Below are 16,797 nucleotides of genomic sequence, written 5' to 3' on the forward strand. Positions count from 1 at the left end.
TCGCATTGTATTTAAAATATCCAGTTATAAATAGCTCATGAATTCCTAAACCCAGAGTTAATTTATATTTTAATGAGGTTATGAGATAATGTCAAATTAGTTCTAGAAATTCTTCCCTTAAAATCCCCATCACGATCATATTCCAATATCTACCATTTCGAAAAATATGCTTTCTTAAACGCCCTTCTTCCTTAAATCCTGCTTTAAGATAGGCATGATGACCAAGTTCATTAAATTCAAAATGGGTTAACATCACACGATTTAAGTTCATTTCCAAAAAGGCAAAGCGAAGTAATGTTTTGATGGCATCTGTACCATAGCCCTTGTTTAAATGTTCTCTTTTGCCAATAACGATACCTAGTTCAGCAGTACGGTTTAGCCAATTGATATCATGTAAACCAATATGGCCAATATATTCCTCTTCTTTAGGAAGATCAAGAGCATTGATTGAAAAGTTTCTTACCTTTTCCGAAGGACGTTGACTACGTTCAGCAAATGATTTCGAACTTTCAAGAGGGAACGGTGCAACCCCAACATTAAGATTTTTGGTGATATAGGGATCATTAAACCATTGATTAACTAGTTCGATTTTGTCCAGTGCTACTGTATCTAATCTTACTCTTTTGCCTTTTAATATTGCCGCCATCTCTCTTCATCCTCCTTTTGAAATTTTTCTAAGTACTCTTCACGTAGGATAGCCATGATAACCTCATCATAAAAATTCCCATTACGATATATGGCACGACGTTTTCTTCCCTCTTCGACAAAACCCAATTTTTTATAGCTTTTTATAGCTCGATCATTAAATTCAAAAACTCCTAGCTCAATACGTCGAAGATTAAATTCTTGAAAACCAAGATATAATAATAAACGTAATGCTTCAGTTCCATATCCTTTACCCCAATAGTTTTTATCCCCGATAAAGATCCCTGTGACTGCGGATTGATTTTTCCAGTTAATATTAAAAAGGCTACAATTTCCTATTAATTGGTCATTTTCAATCGTGTGTATGGCATACGTCTTTCTACTTTTGTCTTTGAGCATTGACTCATACCAATCATTCTCTTCTGTCATAGTTAAAGGATAAGAAATTCCAATGGCTAAGTACTGCCTCACTTCTGAATCATTCATCCATTCAAGATACTTAGGTAAATCTTCTCTTTCTACTGCTTTTAATTGCACTAACTTTCCCTTTAGCATAAGATCGCCCCCCCAGTAATGTTGTATAAAAAATTTTAAATAAGTAGTATTTTTGTATAAGTGCGACTTTTGGAAGTGAAACGAACAAGGTAAGCACGTTACAAAATACTACTTCTGATGCAAAGAGAAGATAATGATATGCTTAATAGAAAAAAAACTCTTTGCAGGTAGATTCGACACTGGAACCTACCGCAAGAGTCTTTTATACCCACGGTGTAGCATTACGCTTGGAATCGCTCGGACCAGACTTCTAACTTTGTAGAACGGAACCCTAGATTCCCTCCCATTGCTATTTTTTTCAATATTTTTTGAATATTATATAATAAGTGAAATATTTGTCAAGACGTCAGTTTACTATTCATTTAGCCATCTTTGACTATCGATAAACCAAACCATTTCTTTCATTTGAGTCCAACTTACTTGTAGTCTATTCAAATACTCGAGGTCAGACAAATTATTCACCTTATCCACATATCGTTTGGCTAGAACAATCATCCTTTCCGGAAAAAGAAGATAAATTGCTAAAAGTTTCTTTTCAGCGACATCTAGTGGAACTAATTGTTGATACGCATCTAACCAGTCTTGAGTCCAATTTCTATTTTCTTTATCAAGAATATAATGACGAATAAAAAAAGCTATATCCCTCACCGGTGTATCCATACTAAAATGATCAAAATCAATGAGCTTTATTCTATCATCGGTGGTAATGATAATATTACGATGATGAAATCTACCGTGACAAATCGTCTTTCTTAATCCTCCTATTGAATTGTATTGAATAACCCAATTATTCAAATATTCAACAGCTTCTTTGGCCCAATCTAAAAGAAAAGGAATATAGGTAAGATATATGTGCTCAAATGTGGTTTTTGAAACTTTTTTCTTCAACTTCTTTTCATATTTTTTTAACCAACTTATCCGATCTTCCCAATAATTTCGCAAATATATTTCATCTACAAAGGGAGTCTTTGAAACTTTTTGATGGTATGAAAATCCCAATTTATGCAGCTGAGCCATCATTGATATAGACTTAAGTAGGTGAGGATAATAATTTAATGTTAATGGTTTGCCGTCAATCCATTTCACCACATAAACGATGCTTCCCTCTAAATCGATAAAGGCGTCACCGTATTTATTTTTTAACAAGTTAACAACTGGATAGTTGTTGTTTTCAAGATATTCTAAGACATTTTTCATTCTTTCTGCTTGAACTTTACTAATCTTAGATTTTTTTACGGCATATTCCCCAAATTGGGTCTCAATTTTAAACACTGACTTGATCCTATTAACACTTTTCACTTGAAAATCGTATTCTGTGAAAATATGAGGGTAAATGCCTATCTCAATGAATGGCTCCATGAGTGACATGGTGGATACCTCCCCCATTATAAATCAAAATAAGTAAACAATAATTGATAAAGCTTACCCAAATTTATTTGTTCATCCATTAATTTTTTATATTGAGATAAATTTTCTGTTGGATGGGGAATTTTCGCAACATAATAGACATATAAAAATTTCCAAATATTATGTGGATAAGCGATATAAGTTAATATCCAATATTTTTCTTCTTTCTGCAAAGGCTTAACACTTTGGTAATGATTGAGAAATTGATAAATGATCTCATCTTTAAACCCACTTTCCTTGTAAATACGGATTACGAGTTTAGCGATGTCATAAACCGGTATATCAATTATTGGTAAACCAAGATCAACTATCCAGCCCTCTTTATACTCATCAATTTTAAATGACTCAGAATAAAGATTCCCATGACATAGCTTTGGTTCTATTCCAATCCTAAAAGAAGTTTTCTCTATTTTTCTAGCCATTTGAATACTTCTATCTACCTGTTCGTTTAATTTAACGATATCTTTGAGGATAATTTCATCTAAATCATTTTTGTCTGACTTATTATCCAGATATCTTTCAACGTATTGAAGATGTTTTAATCCCCGAAAAAAATGCTCTGACCAAGGAGCTATTTGATGATTAATATTTATCTTAGCAGTTGCAAGATTAAAATTACCCAAGGTAGTACCCAATATTTTCAAATCCTCTTCATCAAATATAGAAGGTTTTTTTCCATCTATCCAGTCTGTTAGGGCATACCCATGCCCTTCATAAAGCACAAAAGGTTTACCTTCTTTAGTCCTAATTAAACGATCGATCTTCCGAAATCCAGCTTTTGCAAGCGATTCTTTAAAACGAAATACTTCTTTTAAGGTGTCAATATCATTCCATTTTTTTAATATTTTCGTTCCACGGTCAGTTTTTAATTTATAAAATGAGGGGTAAGTTTCTATTGTCGCTACTCTAAGTTCATATTGCCTTAGTACTTCTACCAAATTCATATTATTTAACACATTAATAGAATTCATTATTACTTATTACTCCCTTTTTACCGGAAGATATAATAACTGACCTTTTTCAAGCTCCTTATTTTCTAAGTTGTTATAGTTAATTATATCTTCTTCTTTTAAATCGTACTTTTCCGCAATTTGGTCTAAAGTATCTTCATGTTGAACTAAATAGATTTTGATTCTGTACTTACGCTCCTCATTTCCCTGCATTAAGCTATATAAGATTTCTTTAGTGTTCTCTTCTTTGGTTTCTGACCCTTTATTTTCGGAAGTATTATATCCACTATCCTCAAAACCGTCTTCTTCCAAAACAGTATTTTCATTTGATATTAAATAATCTTGATCTCTATTAAACGTTGTTTGAGCATCAGTTCCTACATGATGTTTGTTTTCATTATGATTATCATTTTTCCTTTTGTTTGCCCTATCATGATTGAACAATGAATATAATGGATTTACTTGTTCTTTATCAGGAGAAGTCCTGCTATTTCTATCATGTATGCCGATATTCATTTTTGCAGTACTATCATCATCAACGTCGGCACCTTCTATATTTTCTTCTATTTCTTCAATAACTTCTTTTCCTTTTTCTTCATCAAACTCAGCTACTGTATCATCTTCGGTTTCGTGACTTTCCAAATCCTTACCAGAATCATCAGATTTAATATCCTTCTGTTCTACAGGGTCTTCTTCATTTTTAATATTACTTTCTTCAGCTCCAAGATTTTGATTCACGTCTTTTATAATAGTTTCCTCATCTTGATCTTCGTTACTTTGTTTTTCTTCCTTACTCTGATCTTCGCTAGTAACATGAGATAATAATTCTGTCCTAGTTGTATTTTCAGGATCTGCAATTTCATCAAGTTCATAATGATTTACATTTGGTGTATCTTGTTCAGGAATAGGATGAACACCAAATAATTTAATTTTGGCTATCAATTCAATCTCTTTTTCGGATAAGACTTGATAGTCAAAATACTCAACTTCGACCAAAATATCTGCATGATTAGTTATCCGGTCATTTTGAATCTGGATTGAAAGTGGAATTTGATATTGAAAAGTTTCAATTTCATTTTCTTCGGTAAAGAAAGAGCCATAGTGTATCCCATCTGAATTATCAAACTGTTTTTCCCAATCTTTACCCTTTTGAAACTCCCCATTCAATACCAAAAAACCTGAAACTTCCGTTTCTTTTTCGGTCTCATAAACTTTAACAATCGGTTGTAACTCTAAACTAGCTAAGTTCGTAAAACTTTGTCCATCATTATGATGTTTTACTTTCTCGCGAATTTCAAAACTCATAAATGGTAGATCCGTCACCTTAATCACCCCTTGTAAAGGTAGTTCTCTCGATTAAATATATTTCATCTTCGTCCTAGATATGACTTAAAACAAATTTTTATTCATAAAAAACATTAATCCTTATCGGAAAAGGAGTACCTTTGCACCTCATGGTGTAAAAAAAGCCATCATAACTCTAATTAATTATTGTATTTTATACCGTGCTCACCTTGTCCGTTTCACTCCCAAAAGTCGCACTTATACAAAATACAACATTTTACTCTTTCTTTAACAAAAAAAACACCTCACTTAAAAATGAGGTGTGTGTGAATTTCCTTATTTAACTAATTCTTTTAACGCTTGGTAATGAATCTCTATTGTTTTATTAATATCGGCATCAGTATGTGCTGTAGAAATAAATAATGCTTCAAACTGTGATGGAGCGATATAGATACCATGATCAAGTAAATAACCGTGAACTCGTTTAAATCTTTCCAAGTCGGAGGTTTTTGCAGTTTCATAATCTATCACTTCTACACCAGTATAAAAAAATCCAACCATCGATCCTACGCTGTTAATATGATATGGAATTGCCAGATCCAAAGCATTTTTTGCTAATCCTTCAGCAAGCATTTTAGCTTTTCTTGCTAATTCCTCATAAACACCCGGTTGTTTCAATAGTTTCAGCGTTGCTATACCTGCTGCCATGGCCACAGGATTACCAGAAAGTGTTCCTGCTTGATAAACGCTACCTACTGGAGCAATTTGTGCCATGATTTCCTTTTTACCACCGTATGCTCCAACCGGTAAACCACCGCCAATGATTTTACCCAATGTGGTTATGTCAGGAGTTACCCCATATAATCCTTGAGCACTATTTGGACCAACCCTAAAGCCAGTCATCACTTCGTCAAATATTAACAAAGCCTCATACTTATCTGTAATTTCCCTTAGATCTTGTAAAAATCCCGGCTTAGGGGGGACCACTCCCATATTTCCTGCTACTGGCTCAACTATAATAGCAGCAATATCTTCACCATATTTTTCAAAAGCAAACCTTACACTTTCTATATCATTATACGGCACAGTAATTGTATTTACTGCGATACCTTCGGGTACACCAGGACTGTCTGGTAGACCTAAGGTAGCAACTCCTGAACCTGCTTTTATCAATAAACTATCACTATGACCATGATAGTTACCTTCAAACTTGATAATCTTACTTTTACCAGTATACCCTCTAGCTAAACGAATTGCACTCATTGTTGCTTCAGTACCTGAATTAACCATTCTCACCATCTCGATAGATGGGACCATTTCAATAATAAGTTTAGCCATCTCTGTTTCAAGTTCTGTAGGAGTTCCAAAACCTGTTCCTTTAGATAATGTTTGCCTAACAAAAGATATAACTTCTGGATGAGCATGTCCTACAATTAATGGGCCCCATGAAGCTACGTAATCTATATATTCATTTCCATCGATATCATAAATCTTTGAACCAATTCCATGGTCGATATAAACAGGGTTTCTATCAACAGATTTGAAGGCACGTACTGGACTATTAACTCCACCGGGAATTATTTCCTTGGCCTCAGTAAATTTTTCTATCGATTTAGCGTATCGATTCATGTCACTCTACTCCTTTTTCAGAAATTGTTCTTCCCATCTCTCCACTTCAGGTGTAAAATATTGAACTCTTGTCTTTTTATATTCCTTAGTAGAATAGAGAACAAATCTTTCAGTTATTCCAGTATCTTCCTCAATCATCCTAAAAATATCCTCTACCTCTTCTACACTTCTTCCATGTACCATTGTGAAAATATTATATGGCCAATCTGGATAGGTAGGTCGTAAATAGCAATGACTTACAGCTTGGTAGGCAGCCATTTTAGCACCAATTTCCTCTTGTTTCTCTTTTGGAACCTTCCAAACACCCATTCCATTTGCTTTAAATCCAGCTTTACGATGGGATAAAACAGCAGCAAAACGACGCATTATCCCTCTTTGTTTAAAAGCGTTGGCTTTATCCAATAATTCTTGAACAGTAACCCCCGCTTCATTTGCTAAATCAGAGAATGGTCTAGATATAATAGCCAAATCCTTTTGTAATACACGAATAATAGCAATCTCTTTATCTGTTAACTGTATTGATGATTCCTCACGCTTTTTCTCATTATAAAATTGGGATTCTACTTTCCTTTTAGTATCCTTACCTGTCATATCTAGCTGAACACCAATCTTAAAAAGCTTTAATGTAGGAAGTAAACGAATCGATTCTACTCCAGCTAATTTCCCTAAGATTTCTACTGTTTTTTCCAATCCTAAACGACTATTTGGCGGAACTGCAATTGTAAACCAAAGATTAAATTCATGGTTTCTTTTATAATTATGTGAAACACCAGGATGTTGATTAACTATTTCAGCTGCTTTATCTATACTTTCAGGATTAACTTTAGCTGCCACTAAACTAGATTTATACCCTAAGCTCTTAGTATCAAAAATAGCAGATATCTGGCGGATAACATTCCCTTTTAATTCTTTAATCCTATTAATTACCTCTGCTTCAGAGATATTTAAACGATTGGCAATTTCTAAAAAGGGTCTTTCAACTAATGGAAAATCCTTTTGTATTAAATTTAATAATTCTTGATTGATTTTATCCATTTGCAAGATACTCATCCTAATTCCCCTCTTGTAACCATTTCGCCACATCCTTGGCAAAATAGGTTAATATTATATCTGCACCGGCACGTTTCATACCGGTTAACATTTCTAGAACAACTGCTTTTTCATCTATCCAACCATTCTTTGCTGCAGCCTTAATCATCGAATATTCACCACTTACATTGTAAGCAGCTACAGGTAGATTAAAGTTTGTTTTTACTTGCTGAATAATATCCAAGTAAGCTAGTGCAGGTTTAACCATTAATATATCTGCACCCTCTTTTATATCTGAATACGCCTCTCGTAATGCTTCTCTACTATTGGCTGGATCCATTTGATATGTCTTACGATCACCAAATTGTGGGGCCGACTCAGCAGCTTCCCGAAACGGTCCATAAAAAGCCGAAGAATATTTTACAGCGTAAGACATTATCGGTATATCTGTATATCCAGCTTCATCAAGTCCATGTCGAATGGCCGTTACGAATCCATCCATCATATTTGAAGGAGCAATAATATCAGCACCTGCTTTAGCTTGGGAGATTGCAGTTTTTGCTAGTAAATCTAAGGAAGGGTCATTTAATATTTTCCCTTCATGTACCACTCCACAATGTCCATGGTCTGTAAATTCACATAAGCATGTATCTGCAATAACTAATAATTCAGGAACTTGTTGTTTAATTTGTCGTATTGCCTTTTGAACAATTCCATGATCGTGATAGGCTTCTGTTCCCATCGGATCTTTTGTATTGGGTATACCAAAAAGAATTACCGCTTGTATTCCCAAATGAACTATTTCCTCTATCTCCTTGGATAATTGATCTAGCGAAAGTTGGAATACATTAGGCATCGAGGATACTTCTCGCTTAATCCCTGTACCCTCGGTTACAAATAACGGATATATCATATCATGGATGTGAAGTCGGTGTTCCCGAACTAGGTTTCGTATTCCTAAATTTTGTCTTAATCTACGGTGGCGATCAAATTTAATTTCCATAATATTAAACTCTCCTTATAGCATCTACCAATCCTGGAATTGTATATTCCGCAGCTGTAATATCAATTTGTAATCCTAGTTTTTCAGCTGTTTTTGATGTAATAGGTCCGATACTAGCAAGTTTTACTCCTTGGAGCAATTCTTCTAAAGATTCATCTTTTAGTGCCTCAACAAAATTCTTTACAGTAGAAGAACTAGTAAAGGTGATAATTTGTATTTTTCCTTTTTTGAACATATCTATTATTTCATTTTTATTTTCAGCATCAATTTTTGTTTCATATGCATCTACTTCGATTACTTCTAATCCCTTATCCTTTAGTTTTTCAGACAATACTTTACGTGCAATATCCGCTCTTGGTAATAAAACCCTCTGTCCTGCTTTTAATTGGTCTTCTAATGAATCTAATAAACCCTCTGCTCGAAATTCTTGAGGAAGAACGTCGACTATAAGTCCCTTTTCCTCTAAAACTTTTGCCGTTTTAGGTCCAATTGCAGCAATTCTTGCATTGCTCATTTTACGAATATCTGTTTTCTTCTCCTTTAACTTATCGAAGAAAGAATTAACTCCATTAACACTGGTAAAAATAACCCAATCAAAAGTATCTAATTGGTTAATCGCTAAATCATACTTGGTTGAATCACTAGGTGGAACGATTTTAATCACTGGGAATTCAATTGGTTCTCCTCCCAATTCCTCAATCATGGCCGATAATTCACTCGCTTGGCTTCTTGCCCTGGTTACTAACACTCTTTTCCCAAACAAAGGTTTTTTCTCAAACCATTGTAGTTGTTCCCTTAGTTTTACCACATCACCGATAACGATAGTTGCTGGAGAAGTAATTTTAGCTTCTTCAACCTCTTGAACGATATTATTTAATGTCCCTACAACCGTTCTTTGTTCAACCGTTGTCCCCCACTGAATTACGGCAACTGGAGTATTAGGATCTCGTCCATTATTAATTAATTTCTCTCTAATTAAGTTAATATTAGAAACTCCCATTAGAAAAACGATTGTTCCTGTCGCTGTAGAAATTTTTTCCCAATTGATATTAGATTCATTTTTACTAGGATCCTCGTGTCCAGTAACAATCGCTAATGATGAAGTAAAATCTCTATGGGTAATTGGAATCCCCGCATAGATAGGTACAGCAATTGCCGATGTTATACCTGGTATGATTTCAAAGGGAATTTGCTGCTTGACTAAAATTTGCGCTTCTTCTCCAACTCTTCCAAAAACCGACGGATCGCCACCTTTTAACCGAGTGACAATACTACCCTCTAAAGCTTTATCAACTAATAATTGATTAATTTCATCTTGTTTTAAGGTATGTTTATTGGGTAATTTCCCAACATATATTTTTTTAGCAGATTTTTTTGCATACTTTAATAATGATGGATGTGCTAGGCGATCATAAATAACAACATCAGCTTTTTTAATCGCCTCAATTCCTTTTAAGGTTATTAATTTTGGATCACCAGGGCCAGCACCCACTAAAAAAACTTTACCTACACTCAACCTATTCTTCTCCTTTCACCTCAGCTAAAATTTTAGCAGCACCTTTTGCTAATAATTTATCTGCAACTTGAATTCCTAACTTAACTGCTTCACGCTTACTAGCTTTACCTTCTTGCTTAATTATCAGCTTTCCATCTAAAGAGGCTACCATTCCAACTAAATGAATGTTATTATCCTCCCATTTAGCATGTGCTCCAATAGGAACTTGGCACCCTCCTTGTAATCTATTTAATAAAGATCTTTCAGCAGAAACTAAAATCTTCGTTTTTGAATCATCTATCTTTTTTAGTAATTCTAATAATTCATGGTCATTTTCTCTAGCTTGAATACCAAGTGCTCCTTGCCCTACCGCGGGAATAGAAAGATCAACGTCTAAGCATTCTGTTATTTTGTCTTCCCATCCCATTCGTTTAAGCCCTGCTGCAGCTAATATTATTCCATCTAAACCTTCTGTTTCTAACTTTCTAATTCTGGTATCAATATTTCCTCTGATCGATTTAATGTGCAGATCATCTCGATAAGATAGTATTTGCGCGGCCCTTCTTAAACTACTTGTACCTATCCTAGCTCCTTTAGGTAAGGAATCAATGGTGAATCCTTGCCTGGAAATCAAACAATCTCTAGGATCTTCTCGCTTCGGTATTGCGGCTATTGTTAGACCTTCTGGCATTTCAAATGGCATATCTTTCATACTATGAACAGCAAAATCTATTTCACCATCTAATAATGCTTGTTCAATCTCTTTAACAAATAAGCCTTTCCCACCGACCTTTGATAAGGTAACATTAAGGATTTTATCACCTTTAGTAACAATTTCCTTAATCTCGAATTCATAGGGAAGATTTAAAGCTTTAAGCTGATCAATTACTGATTTAGTTTGGGTTAAAGCTAATTGACTTTTCCTAGAACCTACTATGATTTTTTTCATCTTTCTAGAAATTCTCCTTCTTAAACATTTGCTTGAATTTTTCTTCTACTTGCGTTTTTTTATATTTCGATACTTCTTGTATCCATTTGTCATCCAATAATTTGCTAAAATAGTGTCTACGACGTTCCTGATCAATATTTTGACTAAGAATCCATTTTCTCATTCTAGCCAAAAATGCAGTATAATCATCATATTCTACACCATATCGTTTTTCTAAATCTTGTCGTATTTTTTTGGACAATCCCGGACTTGCTCCACCAGTTGTTATGGCAATTTGCAAATGTCCTCTTTTAAATGTTGAAGGTACAACAAAAGTACATAACTCGGGGTGATCCACTATATTCACAAACTGAGTGGAATGATCAACAGCCCGATAGATACTCAAGTTTAGTTCTGAATTATCCGTGGCTATAATTACCAAAAAAAAACCCTTTAAATCACCTTGATAATAGCCCCTGTTTATCCATGTAATAGCCTCTTTTCTTGATAATTCTTCTATATTAGGTGTCACTTTTGGACTGATGACTGTAACGTTAGCTTGTGATTCTAAAAGTGAACTTATCTTTCTTTGTGCTACCTTACCTCCACCAATTACTACACAGGACTTATGACTTAAATCTATCATTAAAGGGTAATATGATTTCATTTTTTTGTTGTTATTCCTCCCTATTTCCTGAAGATATTATAAGTTTTATACACAGAATTAGTTTTCAATTCCTCGTCTTCTAAGCCAAAAATTTCCTTGAAAAACCTCATCATATTCTCCGCATCTGGCTGCACAGCCATTTCCTTAACTTTAATAATTGGATTTTTTAATAGCTGATTAACAATGCTCTTAGTGTGCTTACGAATCACTTTCAGTTCTCTCTCACTAAGATGCGGAAGTTTTTTTTCTATCGAGTTCATTGTCTCTTCTTGAATTATTAAGCTTTTTTCTCTTAAAGCCGCTATTAAGGGAATTACTCCTAAGGTATTAACCCAACGATAAAATTCTTCTACCTCACTAGCGATCCAATTATTTACTTGATTGGCAATTATTTGTCGTTCTTTCATGTTACTATCAACAATATCCTGTAAATCATCAATATTATATAAGTGGACATTGTCAAAATTGCCAATGGATGGATCAATATCTCTAGGAACAGCAATATCAATTAAAAATAATGGTTTGTCGCTCCGTTCCTTGATAACTTCTTCAATTAGAGAATTATTAATAATCAGTGAATTTGAGCCGGTGGAGCTTATTACTATATCTGCCTTTGTTAGTGCCAATTTCAGTTGCTCCATTGTATAAGCTTCACCTTTAAAAGCTTTCGCCATTTTTTCAGCTTTTTCATAAGTTCTATTAACTACCATTACATGTTTAACGCCATTTGAATAAAGATGAATTGCTGTTAATTCTCCCATTTCCCCAGCACCAATTATTAACACATTTTTATCATCTAATCGACTAAATATTTTTTTCGCTAATTCAACTGCTGCATAGCTAACGGAGACTGCTTTTTCTCCGATTCTTGTTTTCGAGTGAACTTTTTTAGCAAAAGTAATTGCCTGTTTAAATAATGTATTAAAAATCGTGCCGGTTGCTTCATGGTGTTGGGCCAAAAAAAAAGCTTGTCGAACTTGACCTAAAACTTGTGTTTCACCTAAGATCATTGAATCCAGTCCGGTAATAACTTTAAATAAATGTTCCGTAGCTTCAAAATCTTTTTTTACATATAAAAAAGGAATAATTTTTTCCTTAGACACCGAAAACCATTCTGAATAAAATTTTTTAATAAAGTGTTCTCCGGTGTGAAGTTGGTCAACAATAGCATAAACTTCTGTTCTATTACATGTTCCGACGATTACAGCTTCAAGTATGCTTTTTGTCTGCTTTAATCTTAATAAAGCTTGGCCTATTTTTTCCTCAGAAAAAGTAAACTTCTCTCTTATTTCCACTGGTGCTGTGCGATAATTTAAACCTACAACCATAACATGCATTTTTTCTCACCCTAGTGCTCAATTAAAATTGATTATCTTCATAAGTTTTTACACTCTAATTAATTACAATCTTTTTAATTTCATTATATCATTGTAAAGATTTTTCAGCATTTTTTTTTTATCTTTTGAACATTTTATCGTGTCGTCTCATATTATAACCTATGAGTTTAGGCATTTGTGGAGGTGTCTTATGTTTAAAAAAATTGTAAAAATTAGCTTGATTATCTTGATTCTCACGTCTATTATTTTTGTCGTTGGGTGTTCAAATTCTACTGGTAAAGTTGATAATCCAAAAATCAGATTGGTTGAAGTAACCCATTCTATTTTTTATACACCTCAATATGTAGCATTAGAAATGGGATTTTTTAAAGAAGAGGGATTGGATGTAGAACTAACGACTGCCTATGGTGGAGATAAAACAATGACTGCCCTTCTAAGCGGAAATGCAGACATTATTTTAGTGGGAACAGAAACCACAATCTACGTATACAATCAAAATCCCAAAGATCCAGCAATAAACTTTGCACAATTGACCCAAACCGATGGCTCATTTTTGGTTTCAAGAAAACCAATTAAGAACTTCTCTTGGGATATGCTTAAGGGTAAAGTTCTTTTAGGACAAAGAAAAGGCGGTATGCCTGAAATGGTAAGTGAATATGTTCAACATATTAATGGAATCGAGCCAAAAGTCGACAACGAAATCATTCAAAATGTAGACTATAAAAACTTAAGCAGTGCATTTGTTTCAGGAACTGGTGACTTTGTACAGTTATTTGAACCAGTAGCTTCAAAACTTGAGGCGGAGCGTAAAGGATATATCGTTGCTTCATTTGGAGAAAGTAGTGGAAAACTTCCTTACACAGTTTATATTACAAAACAAAGTATGATAGACAACAACCCGGAAATCATCCAAAAATTTACTAACGCAATATATAAAGCCCAGCTTTGGGTTCATCGTAACACTCTAGAAGAGATTGCAAATGTGATCGCGCCCCAATTCCCAGATTTGGATCGTGAAATAATGTTACAGGTTTTAAATCGCTATCGCTCACAAGGTTCATGGGCGATGGATCCCATCCTTGACATTGAAGAATACCAAAATCTTGAAAAAGTGATGGAATACTCCGGGGAATTAAAACAAAGAGTTCCTTACGAAGCAATCGTTAATACAGATTTTGCAAAAAATGCAATCAACACTAAAGAGCAATGATTAAATTGTAGTTTAGTTACAATATATAACTTTTGATTTATTAATAAAAAAAGGTAGAACTATGAGTCATCTCAAGTTTCTACCTTTTTTCGATTAAATTTATTTTCAATTAAATTTCTGCTATTCTGCAGGTGGAGTAAATACCCTCTTAGCCAATTCATCATTTAACATATATAAGGCACTACTATCATTGCCAATTCGTTTTAATTTCTTTACGAGGGACTCAAAAGTAGCTTCTTCTTCCACTTGCTCATCAATAAACCAATTTAGAAAACTGATAGTCGAATATTCTTTTTCTTCAGTTGCTATATCTTGAAGGGCATAGATTCTCTTAGTTACTAACTTTTCGTGCTCTAATGCTTTTTCAAATACATCTATAATCGAATCAAACTCATTTTCAGGATCTTCATATCCCTTAACAATAACCCTTCCACCTTTGTCATTAATGAAATCAAAAAACTTCATAGCATGAAATCTTTCTTCTTCAACCTGTACTCTAAAAAAATGGGCAAATCCATCTAAATCTTCTGATGCACAATAAGCAGACATCGCTAGATAGATACTAGCAGATTCAAACTCAAAGTTCATCTGATCATTTAATGCGTTCAATAGTTTTCCACTTAGCATGACAATCCCCCCTAATCATTCTCTATTAAATATTAACATCCTTTATATTTATTAGTAAATATCAATAGGTTTATTCAGAAAAAATTCATTACTAACCACTTCAAATAAATCCATGATCATTTCATGTTGATAAAAGCTTCAATGTCTTTTTCAATTAAGTTTAATGAATTTTTCCAGAAATCAACTGAACGAATATCAATATTCATAATCAGAGCCACATCAACAATACTCTTCTTTCCTGTTACAGATAATAACTTATCATATTCTTTGACGAAAGAATCCCCCTTCTTTAAATATTCTGCGTATAGCCCTTTAGCAAACAATAGTCCAAAAGCATACGGGAAATTATAAAAATTATAATCAGCATCATAATAGTGTGGTTTACAAGCCCACATATATGGATGTAAATATTGATGGTCAAGGCCATCTCCATAGGCTTCCTTTTGAGCCTTCAACATTATTTCTTTTAGCTTATTTACAGAAAGCGATGCCTCTTCTCTTAATTTGAACACTTCTGTTTCAAATAAATAACGGCTATAAATATCAACGATAACTTGACCGGCATCGGATATGTCATTCTCTAAAATTGAAAAAACTTGTTCTTTAGTAGCCTTTTGAATAGCAGCATTTTTTATGATTGTCTCACAAAAAATTGAGGCTGTTTCCGCAATTGGCATTGGATAATTACTGTTTAAATATGATTCATCGGTTAAACAAGATCCATGGTATCCATGTCCTAATTCATGAGCTAGTGTAGTAACGTCATTAAAACTACCAGTAAAGTTAGCCAATATTCTACTTTCTTTAATCGCATGTATATTAGCACAGAAGGCTCCGCCCATTTTTCCTTCCCTTGGTTCAGCATCAATCCAACCATCATTAAAAGCTCGTTCAGCGTAATCCGCCAGTTTATCACTGAAGGTCCTAAAATTAGTTACAATAAAATCTTTAGCTTCCTCATAGGTATATTCCATATCTACATTACCTAACGGAGCAAATAATTCATAAAAAGGTAATCCACTACTATATCCTAAAAGCTCGGCTTTTTTTCGATAAAACTTATGAAATGTTGGTAAACTCTCTCTAATCGCTGAAAGCATCGCTTCTAATACTTCTTGATCTATTCTAGAGTCAATTAAAGTTTTTTCCAATACGGATTCATAACCTCTCATTTTAGCTAAAGTTATTACCTCTCCCTTAATACCATTTAGGCACGCAGCCGAGGACTCTTCTATTTTCTTGTACGCCCTTAGCTCCGCTTCATAAGCCGTCTTCCTTAATTTCTTATCCTTATCGTAAGCCATATTTCTAACAACTGATAGTGGAAGTTGCTTTTGTTCCCCATTGATTTCTATATCGACTAAAAGGGTAGATGTAAGTAAATATTGTAATTTTGACCACGCATTAGAACCAGTATTTTTCATCTTTGCTATCAGTACTTCCTGATCTTCACTCAAAGTATATTTATTATTCTGTACTATCTCTTTGAGATAATAGCGATGTTCTTCTAATACTTTTGAAGACGAAATTATCTCATCCAAATTCTCTAAAGAACCTAAGAACTTTTGAAAAATTACATTTGGCTCTGTTAATTCCGTTATCATCTCTTCTAGTTTTTCTAATATTCCTAAAGCCTTTTCATTTTTTGCTTCTACACTTAATGTTAGCCCAGCATAACTATGTAAACGACTGAAAAGATTATAGTTTGAATTTAACATATTAAGGTATTGTTCAACCTTCTTCCCAGCATTTTCTTTATCTTTAAAATTGACCCCAACCCACTCTTTAATTTCAGTTATCTTTTCGATTGACTTTTCCAAATCACTCTTAAATTGATCAGAATCAAAAGATGTATATAAAGCATCTAAGCTCCATCTCATATTCATTTTTACCATCCTCTCATAATTTAAATTTTTCTTTATTTAAAATATTATCATTCTCAAAGTTTAACAAAAATCCTTCATAACAACAAAAATTAAGTATCAAAGAATGACTATGAACTAAACTAACGTCTAGTGAATAGTATATGAA

At 33.7% G+C, this 16,797-nt stretch carries 15 protein-coding genes and 1 other annotated feature (1 of these 16 only partly in view); of the genes, 1 reads left to right on the forward strand and 14 read right to left on the reverse strand.

Annotated elements, in window-relative coordinates; genetic code table 11:
- Positions 1-15 (reverse strand) — a binding site (T-box leader); it reaches 203 nt to the left of the window's first position.
- Positions 16-91: 76 nt separating this feature from the next.
- From BHF71_RS09205 to hemA, 12 genes are all read right to left on the reverse strand, one after another.
- A complete protein-coding gene (locus BHF71_RS09205; RefSeq protein ID WP_069657364.1) occupies positions 92-646 on the reverse strand; it encodes a GNAT family N-acetyltransferase in 555 nt (184 codons plus the stop codon).
- A complete protein-coding gene (locus BHF71_RS09210) occupies positions 631-1,200 on the reverse strand; it encodes a GNAT family N-acetyltransferase (RefSeq protein ID WP_069657365.1) in 570 nt (189 codons plus the stop codon). The genes BHF71_RS09205 and BHF71_RS09210 overlap by 16 nt, the downstream gene beginning before the upstream one ends.
- A gap of 354 nt (positions 1,201-1,554) precedes the next feature.
- A complete protein-coding gene (locus tag BHF71_RS09215) occupies positions 1,555-2,568 on the reverse strand; it encodes a phosphotransferase (protein WP_069657366.1) in 1,014 nt (337 codons plus the stop codon).
- A gap of 17 nt (positions 2,569-2,585) precedes the next feature.
- Entirely contained in the window at positions 2,586-3,578 is a 993-nt protein-coding gene (locus tag BHF71_RS09220; RefSeq protein WP_069657367.1) for a protein kinase family protein, read from the reverse strand.
- 9 nt (positions 3,579-3,587) lie between these two features.
- Entirely contained in the window at positions 3,588-4,880 is a 1,293-nt protein-coding gene (locus BHF71_RS09225) for a LysM peptidoglycan-binding domain-containing protein (RefSeq protein WP_069657368.1), read from the reverse strand.
- Between the two features lie 297 nt (positions 4,881-5,177).
- The gene (gene hemL / locus BHF71_RS09230) at positions 5,178-6,470 is read right to left on the reverse strand and encodes a glutamate-1-semialdehyde 2,1-aminomutase (protein WP_069657369.1); all 1,293 of its coding nucleotides are present in this window, start codon (positions 6,468-6,470) and stop codon (positions 5,178-5,180) included.
- A gap of 6 nt (positions 6,471-6,476) precedes the next feature.
- Positions 6,477-7,520, reverse strand: a complete 1,044-nt coding sequence (gene ahbA / locus BHF71_RS09235; protein WP_069657370.1) for a siroheme decarboxylase subunit alpha — start codon at positions 7,518-7,520, stop codon at positions 6,477-6,479.
- Between the two features lies 1 nt (position 7,521).
- On the reverse strand, positions 7,522-8,502 hold the full coding sequence (gene hemB, locus BHF71_RS09240) for a porphobilinogen synthase (RefSeq protein WP_069657371.1): 981 nt from the start codon (positions 8,500-8,502) through the stop codon (positions 7,522-7,524).
- 4 nt (positions 8,503-8,506) lie between these two features.
- Entirely contained in the window at positions 8,507-10,018 is a 1,512-nt protein-coding gene (gene cobA, locus BHF71_RS09245; protein WP_069657372.1) for a uroporphyrinogen-III C-methyltransferase, read from the reverse strand.
- A gap of 1 nt (position 10,019) precedes the next feature.
- The gene (gene hemC / locus BHF71_RS09250) at positions 10,020-10,946 is read right to left on the reverse strand and encodes a hydroxymethylbilane synthase (RefSeq protein WP_069657373.1); all 927 of its coding nucleotides are present in this window, start codon (positions 10,944-10,946) and stop codon (positions 10,020-10,022) included.
- A gap of 4 nt (positions 10,947-10,950) precedes the next feature.
- The gene (locus BHF71_RS09255) at positions 10,951-11,592 is read right to left on the reverse strand and encodes a precorrin-2 dehydrogenase/sirohydrochlorin ferrochelatase family protein (RefSeq protein WP_069657374.1); all 642 of its coding nucleotides are present in this window, start codon (positions 11,590-11,592) and stop codon (positions 10,951-10,953) included.
- A gap of 20 nt (positions 11,593-11,612) precedes the next feature.
- Positions 11,613-12,929, reverse strand: a complete 1,317-nt coding sequence (gene hemA / locus BHF71_RS09260; protein WP_069657375.1) for a glutamyl-tRNA reductase — start codon at positions 12,927-12,929, stop codon at positions 11,613-11,615.
- 190 nt (positions 12,930-13,119) lie between these two features.
- Between hemA and BHF71_RS09265 the strand changes: the two genes are divergently transcribed.
- Complete coding sequence (locus tag BHF71_RS09265) at positions 13,120-14,139, forward strand: ABC transporter substrate-binding protein (RefSeq protein WP_069657376.1); 1,020 nt, start codon at positions 13,120-13,122, stop codon at positions 14,137-14,139.
- Positions 14,140-14,259: 120 nt separating this feature from the next.
- On the opposite strand, the gene BHF71_RS09270 is transcribed toward BHF71_RS09265, so the two are convergent.
- Positions 14,260-14,766, reverse strand: a complete 507-nt coding sequence (locus tag BHF71_RS09270) for a ferritin (RefSeq protein WP_069657377.1) — start codon at positions 14,764-14,766, stop codon at positions 14,260-14,262.
- 116 nt (positions 14,767-14,882) lie between these two features.
- Positions 14,883-16,652: a M3 family oligoendopeptidase gene (locus tag BHF71_RS09275; RefSeq protein ID WP_069657378.1), complete on the reverse strand. Its 1,770-nt coding sequence runs from the start codon at positions 16,650-16,652 to the stop codon at positions 14,883-14,885.
- Positions 16,653-16,797 lie beyond the last annotated feature (145 nt).

Origin of the sequence: Vulcanibacillus modesticaldus (assembly GCF_001730235.1) — a bacterium.
GTDB classification, from domain to species: domain Bacteria; phylum Bacillota; class Bacilli; order Tepidibacillales; family Tepidibacillaceae; genus Vulcanibacillus; species Vulcanibacillus modesticaldus.